The following is a 12,945-nucleotide window of genomic DNA, read 5'->3' on the forward strand; positions in this document are numbered from 1 at the left end:
CGCCGACGGCGACCTCGACCGGGACGGACTCGCCGGTGAGCATCGAGGCGTCCACCGCGGAGGTGCCCTCGACCACCACGCCGTCGGTGGCGATCTTCTCGCCCGGCCGGACCACGAAGCGCTCCCCGACGGCGAGTTCGGCGATCGGGATGCGCACCTCGGCCGCGCCGCGCAGCACCGTCACGTCCTTGGCGCCCAGTTCCAGTAGCGCCTTGAGCGCGGCGCCGGCGGTGCGCTTGGAGCGGGCCTCGAAGTAGCGTCCGGCCAGGATGAAGGCGGTGACGCCGGCCGCGGCCTCCAGGTAGATGTCGGAGGCGCCGTCGCCGCGGGCGATGGTGAACTCGAAGCCGTGCCGCATGCCGGGCATTCCGGCGTCGCCGAAGAACAGCGCCCACAGCGACCACAGGAACGCGGCGCCCGTACCGAGTGAGACCAGGGTGTCCATCGTCGCGGCGCCGTGCCGGGCGTTGGTGAAGGCGGCCCGGTGGAACGGCCAGGCGGCGTAGGTGACCACCGGCGCGGCCAGGGTCAGCGACAGCCATTGCCAGTTGTCGAACTGCAGCGCGGGCACCATCGCCATCGCGACCACCGGTACGGCCAGCGCGACGGCGGTGAACAACCGGGCGCGCAGCGGGGCCAGTTCGTCGGCCGGCTCGGCCGGCTCGCCGGTCGGCGCCTGGGCCGCCGGGGGCTTGGGCGGGGCGGCGGTGTAGCCGGTGGCCTCGACGGTGGCGATCAGGTCGGCCACCTGGACGTCGCCCGCGAAGGAGACCTTCGCCTTCTCGGTGGCGTAGTTGACGCTGGCGGTGACCCCGTCCATCCGGTTGAGCTTCTTCTCGATCCGGGCCGCGCACGAGGCGCACGTCATTCCGCCGATCGAGAGTTCCACCTCCGCTGAGGCGGGTGCCTGCGTCGTCATCGTCGCTCCTCGGGACAGTCGTTCGCGCGGTGGGCGGTACGTTCTGCGGCTCGGCCCTTCATACCCGGCAGGGGTAGTGAGCCGCACCGAGGTCCTTTATACCCCCCAGGGGTATCTGTCGCAAGCTTTGGCGATACCGCGGAGGGGTATCTCTCGACACGACGGGCCGATCGCCTCGACACCTGGTGGCGCGCCCTTCCCGGCGGGCGCCCCGGCCGGGCACGCCGCGCTGCGGAAATCCGCCGAGCGCCGACCGCCCCCTACCCGTACGGGGTATGCGGGAACGGCGGCGCACCGCCCCCCGCGCCGCCCCCGCACCGCACCGCCCGGACGGCGCGGGCGCGGCCGCGGAACCGGCCCTCCCCCGCCGACGTCTATGCTCGTCGACCGCGGGCTCGTCCGATCACGGCGAGCCACTGGAGCTTCTTGGGGGAGAGCAGCCGATGCCCGACTCGGTGGGGTACACCGTCCAGCCCGACGCGCTGGACCACGTGACGACGGCACTCAGCAACGTCGCGACCGACCTGGCCTCGGCCAACCAGTCCTACACCGCGCAGAAGCCCTACCAGTCCGCCGACTTCGGCGAGTTCGGGGTCGACCAGGCCTGGGCGGGCTTCGACGGCAACTGGTCCCAGGAACTGCACGTCACCCAGCGCGCCGTGGCCGAACTGGTCCAGAAGATGTCGGCCACCGCCGCCAACTACCGCGCCGCGGAGACGAAGCTCACCGCATCGCTGACCCCGGCGCAGACCCGATGAGCAAGGTCACGGACCTGCAGAACGCGCAGCAGGCCATCACCCACCCCGGCTCCGGCTTCTTCATCGGCGTCGCGCTCATCGGCGCGATCGACAAGGCCCTGGCCGTGCCCGGGCCGGCCGGGAACCCGGGCGTGATCCGCGAGCGGGCCAAGGCCTACGCGGAGACCGCCAAGGCCTACGCCAAGGCGTCCACCGACCTCGGGGAGGTCGCCGACCACCGGCTGCCGAACGCCTGGACCGGCTCGGTCGCCGAGAACGCCACCCAGTCCGTGCGGGCACTGGCGAACGAACTGAGCGTCTCCCAGAAGTCCTTGGAGCAGGCCGCCGCCGAACTGAACGCCTGGGCGGACCACCTGGAAGGCGCCCAGAGCACCGACGCGCAGGGCGTGACCGCCCTGGAGAACGTGCAGAAGTCGCTCGCCGACGACGCCTTCGACACGGGCAAGGCCATCGCCGCCATCGAACCCGCCAACACGGCCGTGGCGACCAGGATCTCGGCCGCCCAGCGGGCGGAGAGCAGCGGCACCCACGCCGCGAGCATGCTCAACCAGCTCGCCGCCAAGGCCCGCACCGAGCGCGCCGGGCAAGGGCCGATCGACCCGCTGGCGGCGCTGGTGCTGGCGAACGAGAAGGGCCCCGGCGGCAGTGCGGACGGCGACTACATCCTGACCGACAACCAGCTCGACCGCGCCAAGCAGTTCATGTCGGTGATGAACGGCACCGACCAGCTCGCCTTCCAGAACCTCCTGTCCGGCGCCAAGTCGCCGGAGGAGGCCGCCTACCTGTGGAAGGCCCTGGCGGCCGGCCACTCGGTCGCCGACGTCCAGCAGTTCGCCGCGCTGATCCACCCCCACGGCGACGACCCGCGCTGGCTGTCCGAGCACCTGGTGCCGGCGCTCGGCTCGGATCCCCTGCAGGAGGAGTCCACCACCCAGACGATCAAGCTGAACTACAAGGGCGCCGACATCCTCGACGGCTACGACGTCTACAGCCAGCGCAACGTCGGCGACTGCGTCGCCGCCTCGACGGTGGTCGCGAGCCTCAAGCTCGACCCGGTGACGATGCTCCAGCTCACCACCGGCAACATGACCGACGTCCCGGGATCCGACTCCCCCGAGTACTTCAAACAACGCCTCCAGCAGCTCTTCATCGGCCAGTACCAGCAGGGCCAACTGGCCGACGGCAACCAGAAGGTCTACCCGCAGGCGGACGGCGGGATCGGCCCGAAGGGCGGCACCTTCCTCGCCGACCAGAACCTCGGGAAGGCCACCGGCTCGACCTACGAATACGTCAACCTGAACACCGACGACGACCGGCGCGCGGCCGTCACCCGGATCGAGAAGGCCCTGGACGAGGGCAAGCCGGTGCCGTTCTGCGCCTTCGACGAGGCCAGCAAGGGCGGTTACCACCAGATGGTGATCGTGGCCCGGGACGGCGACCGGCTGCAGGTCTACAACCCGTGGGGCCAGTCGGTGTGGGTGACCGAGGACCAGTTCATCCACAACCACATCGACACCGGCGGCCTCACCGGCGACGCGAAGATCAACCGACCCTACGGCGCGGAGCTGCCGAAATGACCGACTACCTCCCCGACTCCGAGCTGACGACCGGCTACGACGTCGAGTCCGCCGTCACCCGCGGCCTGCTGATCGACGGAGTCCCGCGCCGCGTGCTGTTCGGCGAGGCGGCGATCGCCGCCTCCTACCAGGCCGAGGCCCTGGGCATCGGCCCCGAGCCACTGGGCGTCCTGGCCCGGTACGTCCGCGCCGGCGGCTTCTCCGGTGCGCTCGACCTGCCGGAGCCGGTGATCGGAGAGGAACCGGGCGCACTGGTCCGCGGCTGGCTGCGCGCGGCCGCGGCCGGCGGGGCGGACCTGGGGCGCGAGGTCCTGTTCGCCCGCTGGCTGGCCGAGGTCGCGCTGCTGATCACCATGCGTCGCCGGGTCCGGGAGGAGGGCAACTGATGCGCCGGCTGATCACCTCCGTGGTGGCCATCGCGGCCGCCTCCGTGTTGCTCCTCTCCTACCTCAACGGCTGGTGGTCCGACCCCGATCCGGTCGGGCCGGCCACCGCCACCGCCACCCGGCCGCAGGTGGAGGTCCCGCTCCCCACTGACACGGACAACCCGGTCTCCCCGTACCCGCCCAGCACGGTGACCCTGACGGTCGGACAGCAGCTCGGCGTCAGGACGACCGGCGGCGCCCGGCCGAAGTGGTGGTACCTCGACTCGGCGGGCGACCCCACCGTGCTGCGGCCCGGCCCGAACTTCGTCATCACCCCCTGCCCCACGGACCAGCCCGCAGCGGGCTGCGGCTCCGAGTTCGACCTGACCTTCACCGCCCTGGCCCCCGGAACCACCACCCTCACCTGGCTGTTCGGCGAGGGCGGCTGCCACGCCGGCGTGCCGAAGTACGCCGGGGACCGCTGCGACGTCTCCAAGAGCATCCAGGTCACGGTGCACTGACCGGCGGCCCGCCTCCGGCCAGGCCGGCGGCCGGGCCGCTTCGGGGGCGCTACGCGGGCGCGATGGCGAAGCCCAGCATCACGGCGGCCGAGACCACGACCGCGCCGGGGGCGAGGTCGGCCTCGGAGACGCCGTCCCCGCCGCCGTGGCCCCGGTAGCGGCCTCCGCCGATGCTCTCCGGGTCGACGTCCTCGATGTGGATGACCGGGCCCAGTCGGACGCCCGCGGCCGTGGCGTACAGCTCGGCCTTGGCCCGGGCGGCGTGGACGGCCTTCTCCCGTGCCTCGGCGCGCAGTTCCGGCTTGTTGCGCACGTCGAAGTCCACACCGTCGAGTTCGTTCGCGCCGGCGTCGACCGCGGCGATCAGGAACGGTTCGAGCGAGTCGAGGTCCTGGTACTCGATGGCGAACCCGGCGTGGCAGCGGTAGCCGAGGAACTTCCGGTCCGAGCCGTAGCCGCTCCAGGCCGTTTCGAGGTCGAGTCGGGACGCCGACACCTGCGCGTCCTGCACACCGTGGAGCCGGAACGCTTCGCGCAGGTTCGCTATCGCGGTGCGCGCGGCGCCGAAGGCCTCCTGGGGTGTCGCCTCGACCCGCTCGACGCCGAGCCGGATCCTGGCGAGGTCCGGTGCGGCCTGGACGCTCGCCGCACCGTAGCCGGTGATTCCCCACGGTGACGTGATCGTTGTCTGCATGATCGGGAGTCAACCACGAAGCCGACGGGCGGGCAGCGGAGTTTCCGAACGCGGTGGCGCCGGCCTCCCCGGGCGAGGAGGCCGGCGCCCGGAGCGGTGCGGTCGGGCCGGAGCGCGGGGGCCCGGGGCGGTGCGCTCGGGCCGGGGCGCGGGCGGTGGTGCCGTCAGGTGGCGCTGGCGATCAGCGGTCGGGCCGCGGGGGCCGCGGCTCGGGACGCCTCCCCCCGCACCGCCCGGTCGAGGCCGAGGTTGCGGTGGATCTCCAGCGCGGCGGTGGAGCGGTTCAGGGTGATGTAGTGCAGGCCGGGCGCGCCCTCGCGGAGCAGGCGCTCGGCCAGGCGGGTGGCGTGCTCGACGCCGATCCGGTGCGCGGCCGCCCGGTCGTGCCGGGCCGCCTCCAGGAGCCGCGCCAGGCCGGCCGGGAAGGACGCCCCGCTGAGTTCGGCGAAGCGGCCGATCTGCCGGACGTCGGTGGCGGGCATGATCTCCGGGATGACCGGGGTCTCGCACCCCGCCGCGGCCAGCCGGTCCCGCAGCCGCAGGTAGTGCTCGACCTCGAAGAACATCTGGGTGACGGCGTAGTCGGCACCGGCCCGGCACTTGGCGACGAAGTGCCGGATGTCGCTGTCCCAGTCCGCGGAGCGCGGGTGCCGCTCGGGGAAGGCCGCCACGCCGACGGTGAACGCGCCGCACTCCCTGACCAGCCGCACCAGCTCGACGGCGTGCCGCAGGCCCTGCGGGTGCTGCTCCCAGACGCCGTTGGGGTTGCCGGGCGGGTCGCCGCGCAGGGCGAGGACGTCGCGGATCCCGACGTCGGCGTAGCGCCGCAGGACGGCCTGGAGTTCGGCGGTGGAGTGGCCGACGGCGGTCAGGTGCGCGACCGGGCGCAGCGTGGTCTGCGCGGCGATCCGCTCGGTGGTCTCGATGGTGCGGTCGCGCGAGGAGCCGCCGGCGCCGTAGGTGACCGAGACGAAGGTCGGTGCGACCGCCTCCACCCGTCGGATGGCCGCCCACAGGGCGCGTTCGCCGGACTCGTCCTTGGCGGGGAAGAACTCGAAGGAGTACGTCCGTTCGCCGTCGGCGAGGAGTTCGCGCAGGCCGCGTGGGCCGCGCGGGGTGGTCTGGTCCATGGGGTTCACCTCGTGTGGTGGGGTTCGGTCGTCCGGGGGCATGAGGGAGCGCCTCCACCCTGCCCGGTCGCCCGCAACAGGGGTGTCACAGCGACGCGTTGACGGCTTTCGACCGCCTGCGGCGGTGTCGGCCGAGGTCCCGCGCCCGGTCCGCCCGAACCCCCTTAGATACCCTAGGGGGGTATGGTATGTTCGAGGAGAAGCAGCCGCCCGGACCATTCCGGCCGGCGCCGGCCCATGACGACAGGAGCACACCGTGAGCGAGACCACCGTCACCGTCGAGTCGGCCCCCACCGAGGCCGGCTCCTGCTGCGGTTCGTGCGGCACCGGCGCCACCGCCGCCCCCGCCGCCGCCCTGACCTCGGCCTTCCAGGTCACGGGCATGACCTGCGGCCACTGCGTCACCTCGGTCACCGCCGAGCTGAAGAAGCTCGACGGCGTCACCGAGGTCGCCGTGGACCTCGCCTCCGGCAGGGTCACCGTCGCCGGCACCCGGCCGCTCGTCGATGCCGACGTGGCCGCCGCCATCGACGAGGCCGGCTACGACCTGGTCGGCCGCCTCGACGGCTGAGGGCTCGGCGGCGATCCCCGACCGGCCCTCGCCGAGGGAGGCCAGGGCGAGGCCTACCAGGGCATCGCCCGCCTCGCACGGTCCCGGCGCGCTCCCCCGTTCCGCCCCGGGGGGGGGGGCGGCTGCGAAGTGCGCCGGGCCCGGATCGGTCTCCGCACCGAGCGGTACGGGGCGGGGGTATCCTCGAAGCCCGCCGGACGACGGGCGGGGCAACCGGGACCGAGGGAGCCGCCATGCCGTCGATCGAGTTCGTCCGCCGCCTGGACGGTCTGGTCTACCGCTTCCGGCCCGACGGCACCTTCAACGGACGGCCGTCGTTCAAGCGGACCGACCTGGACGTCTGGTGCCGCTGGCTGCCCGACCGCGGCTGGTGCACCGTCGACGCCGCGGGCGTCCCCAACTCCGCCCCCCTGCCCGGCGGGACGGCCGACCAGCCGCTCCCGCCGCTCTGCCCCTGGCGCAGCTGGAAGGCCGGCAAGTCCTACCTCTACGACCTGCGCCTCGGAGACCTCGCCGACCCCGGAGACCCCGGAGCCCTCCCCGACCCCGGAGACCTCCCCGACGCCGCCGACCGCGCGGAGCCGGAGCCCCCGGTCGGCTGAGCCCCCCTCGCCGAGCCGGCGATCCGTCAGACCCGGTCGAGCGGCCGGTGCGGGCCCTCCGGGAGCTCGACCGCGATCCGGTCGCCGGGCCGGACCGGACCGCCCGCGCGGACGACGCCCATGATGCCGGCGCGGCGGACGATCGTGCCGTCCTCGGCGCGGCCGACGACCTGCTTGAGCAGGCCCGCCCGGTAGGCGTCGATCTGCGCGCACGGGTTGCGCAGGCCGGTGACCTCCACCTCCGCCTGCGCGCCGATCCTCAGCACCGCGCCGACCGGGAGACCGAGCAGGTCCACGCCCTCGGTGGTGATGTTCTCGCCGAGCGCACCCGGCGCCACGTCGAAGCCGGACGCGGCGAGTTCGGCGAGGAGTTCGCGGTGGATCAGGTGGACTTGTCGCAGGTTGGGCTGGGTCGGTCCTGGGCGACGCGCGAGCGGTGCCTGACCGTCACCCCGGCGTGCACGTCGCCCTCCACACCGAGCCCGGCGAGCAGCGTGATGCCGTCCCGGTTCGGCTTGGTGAACGAGTACTCGGCGTTGCTGCTGACTGCCACCACGGTGCCGCTCATGCTTCGGACCTTCCTCGCGCGCCTACCTTCGACCAGCCCGAAGCTTAAGGCGTGTCCGACCACTACCGCCGGGCGCGCGACGCTCCCCCAGCCTTCGGCCCGGAGGTACCCCCAGGGCACGCACCTCGCCGCGTTGTCGTCGGTCGCCGATGTCCCCCAGCCTCCGGCCGGGAGGTGCCCCCACCGAATGGACTCTCCCCCAGCCTCCGGCCGGGAGGTGCCCCCGTCCTCCGCCTCGCGATGCACGCATCCCAACGCCGCGCACTGATCCGACGCGAATGGTCAGACACGCCTCAGTCAGTGCCGGTCAGCCCGCGACCGGCGCCTTGAGGAGCGGAAGCACGATCTCGTCGAGGACCTCCGCCACGACCCGGTCGGAGGGGACCGCCGCGTCGACCAGGAAGGCGTCCCGCAGCAGGTCGAGCGGCAGCGAGACGACGCGCCGGGTGATCCGGCCGGGGTCGATCTCGTTCCGCGCGGCTGCCCGGCGCATCATCAACTCCAGGCTGTCGAGCGGGCCCTGGGTGTTCACCAGGCCCGAGAAGCCGGTCCGGAGCTCGGGGTAGCGCAACAGGTCCACGAGGACGCCGTGAACGGTGTCGGTCGGCAGGTCGTCGAAGCGGTGCAGCACGCTGCCCAGGAATTGCGCCAGGTCGGTGCGCAGGTCGCCGGTGTCCGGCGGCTCCTGGTAGTCGGGGGCGTTGCGGCCGAGGGCCGCGATGACGAGGGCGGCCCGGTTGGGCCAACGCCGGTAGAGGACCGGTTTGCTGGTCCGGGCGCGGGCGGCTACGCCCTCCATGGTGAGCCGGTCGTAGCCGTGGTCGGCGAGTTCGGCCCAGACGGCGTCCAGGATCGCCCGCTCCAGCTCGTCACCGCGTCGCCGCACCGGCTTGTCGCCGACGGAGGGGTCCGCCCCGCCTTGCCCGTCCTTCACGTCCCGCACGTCCCGCACCCGCCCTCAGAGATACGTTGCGTTTCTTATCGAGGTCAGCCTACAGTCGGAGGCAAGAAACGCGCCGTATCTTATGGCCGGAACGGCCAGGGGGAGATCCGTCATGCGCACTGCTCACACCACTGCCGACGCCACGACTCACCAGCACACCGACGTCCTGGTCGTCGGCGCCGGACCGGTGGGTCTCGTGCTCGCCCTCGGGCTTGCCCGCGCCGGGGTGCACTGCCGCGTCATCGAGCGGGAGCCGGAGTTCCGCGATCGCGGCGTCCGCGGCAAGGGCGTCAACCCGCGAACCCTGGAGGTGTTCGACGACCTCGGCGTCGTCGACGCGATCCTCGATCGCGGCACGCTTGGCCTCAAGGTCCGTACGTACGAGGGGAGTCGGGTCCTGCGCGAGGTCGATCCGGCCCCCGGGATCCGCCCGACGCCGGACCGCCCGTACGCCGGGATGGTGCTGCTCGGCCAGCACCACACCGAGGCCGTGCTGCGCGAACGGCTCGCCGCGTACGGCGTCACCGTCGAGACCGGTACGGAGTTGCTCGACCACACCCAGGACGCGGACGGCGTGCTCGCCACCGTCCGGCGCGGCGACCGGATCGAACGGCTGGGCGCCCGCTACCTGGTCGGCTGCGACGGCGGTCGCAGCACCGTCCGCAAGCTGGCTGGCTTCCCCTTCCTCGGCGAGACCTGGGAGGAGGAACGGTTCCTGATGGCCTCGATGGAGGTGGACGGCCTGGACTCCGACGCCATGCACGTCTGGAACGACCCCCGGCTCGGTGTCGGCGCGCTGGTCATGGTCCCGATGCGGGCGGACGGCAACTGGGCCGTGCACGCCGGTGTCGCCCCGGACGCGCAGGGCGGGATACCGGACCCGACCGGGGACACCTTCCGCGCACTGTTCGCCGAACGGGCCGGCCTGCCCGGCGTCACCCTGCACGAACCGGTCTGGTCGACGGTCTGGCGGCCGACCGTCCGCATGGTCGAGCGCTACCGGGACGGCCGGGTGCTGCTCGCCGGGGACGCCGCGCACTGCCACTCCGCCGCGGGCGGCCAGGGCATGAACACCGGCATCCAGGACGCCCACAACCTGAGCTGGAAGCTGGCCGCCGTCCTGCGCGGCGCGCCGGACGCACTGCTCGACAGCTACCAGGCCGAGCGGCTGCCCGTCGCCCGCGCCGTTCTCGCCGCCACCTCGGCCCAGCACAGGGCCCTGTTCGGCGCCGACGGCGCCCGCGCGCTCACCGACCAGTTCGTCAACCCGGCCGCCGCGGGCTCCGACTTCACCGGGCTCTCCGTCGGCTACCGTGGCGGCCCGCTCGGCCGCGACCTCGACGGCACCACGGGCATCCGGGCCGGCGACCGCGCCCCCGACGCCCCCTGCACCACCGCTGACGGCACGCCGACCCGGCTCTTCGACCTCTTCCGCGGCCCGCACTTCACCCTGCTCACCCTCGGGGAGCACCCGGCGCTTCCGGCCGGACCACCGTTCGCGGAAGGGCGCGTCACCGAGATCCGGCGGGCCGCCGTGCTCGACCCCGACGGCCACGTCGCCCGCGCGTACGGGCTGCGCGGCGACGCCGTCGTCCTGGTCCGGCCGGACGGCTACGTCGCGCTGACCGGGGCCACCGCCGATCCGGGTGCCCTCGCCGAGCAGTTGGGGGGCTACGCCCCGGTGGCCGCCTGAGGCCCGCCCGACTCCGGCAGCCGCCCCGGCTGCCGTTCCAGGCCGCGTTGCCGCTCGTCCGCGTCGGCGAGCCGGAAGTAGACCGGCGGGAGGGCGAGTTCGATCACCATCAGCACGACCTGGAAGCCCTGCGGCCACCCGTCCACCGCGATGGAGAGCACCCGGGCGAGGCCGCCCAGCAGGAGCACCGCCGCCAGCCCCCGCACCGCCCGGGCGGGCACCGGCTCCTGCCGGGCGGCCCACACCCAGGCCGCGCCGTACCCGGCGAAGACCGCGCCCATGAAGCGGCCGAAGCTGCCCACCGTCGGCCCCGCGTCCGCGATCCCGGGCACCGCGGCGTTCCCCAGCAGGATGTGGAAGAAGCCGATCGCCACACAGGCGATCCCCATCGTCCACACGAGCACCCGCAGTGTCCTGGCCATGACCCACCCACCCGTCGTCGGTCCGGTTCGACGCGTGCCACCGACGGCGTGCGCCCTGACCGACGCCGCCTTAGTTGACACGCGTCTACCAAGCTAGCGCCCCCCGGTAGACGCGTGTCAAGTAACCTGGCGCGCATGCCAGTCCACGAACGACGCCGACGGCTCTCCCCCGCCGAGCGGCGCGCCCAGCTGCTCTCCGTCGGCGCCCGGCTGTTCGCCGCCCGCCCGTACGAGGAGGTGCTGATGGAGGAGGTCGCCGAGCAGGCCGGGGTCTCACGCGCACTGCTCTACCGGCACTTCCCGAGCAAGCACGACCTGTTCGCCGAGGTCTACCGGCAGGCCGCCGACGAGCTGCTCGCCAGGAGCCGCTTCGACCCGGCCGACACCCTGGTGGAGCAGCTGGTCGAGGGCATGGACGCCCACCTGGACTACTTCATCGCCAACCGGCACGCCGTCCTGGCCGCCAACCGCGTCCTGGCCGGGGACCAGGTGATCCAGACGATCATCACCGAGGAGCTGGACACCCTCCGGGGCCGCCTGCTCGGCGTCCTCCCGCTCGCGGACGAGGCGGCGCGGCGGGCCGTGTCGCAGGTCCTGCGCAGCTGGCTGGTGTTCGTCCGGGTGCTCGTCCTCGACTGGCTGACCGAGGAGTCCTGTCCGCGCGAGGAGCTGCGCGACGCCTGCATCGGCGCCGTCCTCGGGGCGCTGCGGCCGCTGCTGCCCGCCGACCCGGCGCCCGACTGGGGGCGGTAGCCGCCGGGCACCCACCGGGCCTCCGGACGCATACCATCGATCCGCAACGGGAAAATCCGCACGAAGCGTCCAACTGTTGCTGAAAATATGACAGTTGGATGTGAAGTCCGCATCCACCCCGAAGGGACCCATGGACTCCGCCGCCGACACCCGGACCGCCCTCCCCCCGCTCCACCGGCTCCCCCTCTCCCCCGCCCTGCCACCCCGCCCGACCACCCTCCCCGACGGCACCCCCGCCTGGCTGGTCACCCGCTACCACGAGGTCCGGCAGGTCCTCGGCGACCCCCGGCTCACCCGGGCCGACCTGCACGAGGTCGGCACCGCGGGCACCACCGCCGACGTGGCCGCCAACCCGGCGTCCCTGTTCAACCAGGACGGCCCCGCCCACCGACGCCTGCGCGGCACCGTCCAGCGCGCCTTCACCCCGCGCGCCATCGCCGGGTGGCAGCCCTGGGTCGCGGCCGCCGTCCAACAGTCCGTGGACGCGCTGGTCGCCGCCGGGCCGCCCGCCGACCTGGTCACCGCCTTCGCCCGGCCGGTGCCCTTCGCCGTCACCACCCGGCTGATGGGGCTCGACGGCGACGGACCCGACCGTCTCGACGAGGAGCGGCTGGGCCGCTGGACGCTCGCCCTGCTCGCCCAGGGCGAGGGACCGGCCGCCGGGGAGGACGCCGGTGCGGACCCCGGCCACGCCGAAGTCCTCGCCGAGTTCGGCGCGTTCACCCGGGAGTTGATCGAGCGCCGGCGCCGCGAACCCGGCGACGACCTGGTCAGCCGACTGGTCCGGGCCGCCGACCAGGACGGCGGCATCCCCGAGGAGCCGCTCGTCTACCTCGTCGCCGGCCTCACCGCCAGCGGCAACGAGAGCGTCGCCGGGGCCCTCGGCAACGCCCTCCTCTACCTCCTCGGCGAACGCGCCGACCACTGGCCCCGCCTCGCCGACCCCGGCACCGCCGAACGCACGGCCGAACGCCTGCTCCACTTCATCCCGCTCGGCGACGACGAGGCCACCATCCGGCGCACCACCGCGCCGATCGAGCTCGGCGGCGCCACCATCCCGGCCGACGCCGTCGTGGCCATCAGCCTCGGCAGCGCCAACCGCGACCCGGCCGTCTACCCCGAGGGCCTCGACGCCGACCTCGACCTCCCGCTCACCTCCCCCACCCTCGCCTTCAGTGCCGGTCCGCACTACTGCATCGGCGCCTGGCGGGTCCGCCTCGAGATGCGCGAGTCCCTGCACCGCCTCGCCGCCGCCCTCCCCGGCCTCCGCCTCACCACCCCGGTCGAGGAGATCGCCTGGCAGCTCGGCGGCACCACCCGCAGCCCGGCCGGGATCCCCGTCACCTGGTGATCCCGGCGCCGGGCCGCCGCCACCGGCACGGACCGCGGACCGCGGCGGCCCGGCGCGGCGCGGGGCGGCGCGGGGCGG

At 73.7% G+C, this 12,945-nt stretch carries 14 protein-coding genes and 1 pseudogene; 9 read left to right on the forward strand and 6 right to left on the reverse strand.

Annotation, left to right across the window (positions count from 1 at the left end):
• Nucleotides 1–919 (reverse strand): heavy metal translocating P-type ATPase (locus tag ACZ6Y7_RS35765; protein ID WP_465762132.1); only part of this gene is annotated, 919 nt, incomplete at its 3' end.
• 443 nt (nucleotides 920–1,362) lie between these two features.
• Here ACZ6Y7_RS35765 and ACZ6Y7_RS35770 point away from each other — a divergent pair.
• From ACZ6Y7_RS35770 to ACZ6Y7_RS35785, 4 genes are read left to right on the forward strand one after another with little or no spacing between them, the layout of a single operon-like run.
• Entirely contained in the window at nucleotides 1,363–1,677 is a 315-nt protein-coding gene (locus ACZ6Y7_RS35770) for a hypothetical protein (protein ID WP_465762133.1), read from the forward strand.
• A complete protein-coding gene (locus ACZ6Y7_RS35775) occupies nucleotides 1,674–3,254 on the forward strand; it encodes a hypothetical protein (RefSeq protein ID WP_465762134.1) in 1,581 nt (526 codons plus the stop codon). Before ACZ6Y7_RS35770 ends, ACZ6Y7_RS35775 begins: the two co-directional genes overlap by 4 nt.
• The gene (locus tag ACZ6Y7_RS35780; protein WP_465762135.1) at nucleotides 3,251–3,640 is read left to right on the forward strand and encodes a hypothetical protein; all 390 of its coding nucleotides are present in this window, start codon (nucleotides 3,251–3,253) and stop codon (nucleotides 3,638–3,640) included. The genes ACZ6Y7_RS35775 and ACZ6Y7_RS35780 overlap by 4 nt, the downstream gene beginning before the upstream one ends.
• The gene (locus tag ACZ6Y7_RS35785; RefSeq protein WP_465762136.1) at nucleotides 3,640–4,140 is read left to right on the forward strand and encodes a hypothetical protein; all 501 of its coding nucleotides are present in this window, start codon (nucleotides 3,640–3,642) and stop codon (nucleotides 4,138–4,140) included. Before ACZ6Y7_RS35780 ends, ACZ6Y7_RS35785 begins: the two co-directional genes overlap by 1 nt.
• A 49-nt stretch (nucleotides 4,141–4,189) precedes the next feature.
• Here the strand turns inward: ACZ6Y7_RS35785 and ACZ6Y7_RS35790 are convergent, their stop codons facing one another.
• Nucleotides 4,190–4,834, reverse strand: coding sequence for an SIMPL domain-containing protein (locus ACZ6Y7_RS35790; RefSeq protein WP_465762137.1), 645 nt, complete (start codon nucleotides 4,832–4,834; stop codon nucleotides 4,190–4,192).
• A gap of 164 nt (nucleotides 4,835–4,998) precedes the next feature.
• Nucleotides 4,999–5,964 carry a methylenetetrahydrofolate reductase [NAD(P)H] gene (metF, locus tag ACZ6Y7_RS35795; protein WP_465762138.1) on the reverse strand — a complete coding sequence of 322 codons (966 nt, stop codon included), beginning with the start codon at nucleotides 5,962–5,964 and terminating at the stop codon, nucleotides 4,999–5,001.
• A 256-nt stretch (nucleotides 5,965–6,220) separates the two neighbouring features.
• Between metF and ACZ6Y7_RS35800 the strand changes: the two genes are divergently transcribed.
• Together ACZ6Y7_RS35800 and ACZ6Y7_RS35805 are read left to right on the forward strand one after the other, a co-directional pair.
• Nucleotides 6,221–6,535 (forward strand): heavy-metal-associated domain-containing protein, encoded by a 315-nt coding sequence (locus tag ACZ6Y7_RS35800; protein ID WP_465762139.1) that lies wholly within the window; start codon nucleotides 6,221–6,223, stop codon nucleotides 6,533–6,535.
• A gap of 233 nt (nucleotides 6,536–6,768) precedes the next feature.
• Nucleotides 6,769–7,137, forward strand: a complete 369-nt coding sequence (locus tag ACZ6Y7_RS35805; RefSeq protein ID WP_465762140.1) for a hypothetical protein — start codon at nucleotides 6,769–6,771, stop codon at nucleotides 7,135–7,137.
• A 26-nt stretch (nucleotides 7,138–7,163) separates the two neighbouring features.
• Here the strand turns inward: ACZ6Y7_RS35805 and ACZ6Y7_RS35810 are convergent.
• Nucleotides 7,164–7,705, reverse strand: a pseudogene (locus ACZ6Y7_RS35810) (MOSC domain-containing protein).
• Between the two features lie 307 nt (nucleotides 7,706–8,012).
• The gene (locus ACZ6Y7_RS35815) at nucleotides 8,013–8,648 is read right to left on the reverse strand and encodes a TetR/AcrR family transcriptional regulator (protein ID WP_465762141.1); all 636 of its coding nucleotides are present in this window, start codon (nucleotides 8,646–8,648) and stop codon (nucleotides 8,013–8,015) included.
• Nucleotides 8,649–8,760: 112 nt separating this feature from the next.
• On the opposite strand from ACZ6Y7_RS35815, the gene ACZ6Y7_RS35820 reads away from it, so the two are divergent.
• Nucleotides 8,761–10,341, forward strand: coding sequence for an FAD-dependent monooxygenase (locus ACZ6Y7_RS35820; protein WP_465762142.1), 1,581 nt, complete (start codon nucleotides 8,761–8,763; stop codon nucleotides 10,339–10,341).
• Here the strand turns inward: ACZ6Y7_RS35820 and ACZ6Y7_RS35825 are convergent.
• Nucleotides 10,320–10,763 (reverse strand): DUF4345 domain-containing protein, encoded by a 444-nt coding sequence (locus ACZ6Y7_RS35825; RefSeq protein ID WP_465762143.1) that lies wholly within the window; start codon nucleotides 10,761–10,763, stop codon nucleotides 10,320–10,322. The genes ACZ6Y7_RS35820 and ACZ6Y7_RS35825 overlap by 22 nt on opposite strands.
• 135 nt (nucleotides 10,764–10,898) lie before the next feature.
• Here ACZ6Y7_RS35825 and ACZ6Y7_RS35830 point away from each other — a divergent pair, with 135 nt between their 5' ends.
• Entirely contained in the window at nucleotides 10,899–11,516 is a 618-nt protein-coding gene (locus ACZ6Y7_RS35830) for a TetR/AcrR family transcriptional regulator (protein WP_465762144.1), read from the forward strand.
• Nucleotides 11,517–11,646: 130 nt separating this feature from the next.
• Nucleotides 11,647–12,867, forward strand: a complete 1,221-nt coding sequence (locus tag ACZ6Y7_RS35835) for a cytochrome P450 (RefSeq protein ID WP_465762145.1) — start codon at nucleotides 11,647–11,649, stop codon at nucleotides 12,865–12,867.
• The last annotated feature ends 78 nt before the right edge of the window (nucleotides 12,868–12,945 follow it).

Source organism: Kitasatospora sp. NPDC053308, from assembly GCF_055585785.1.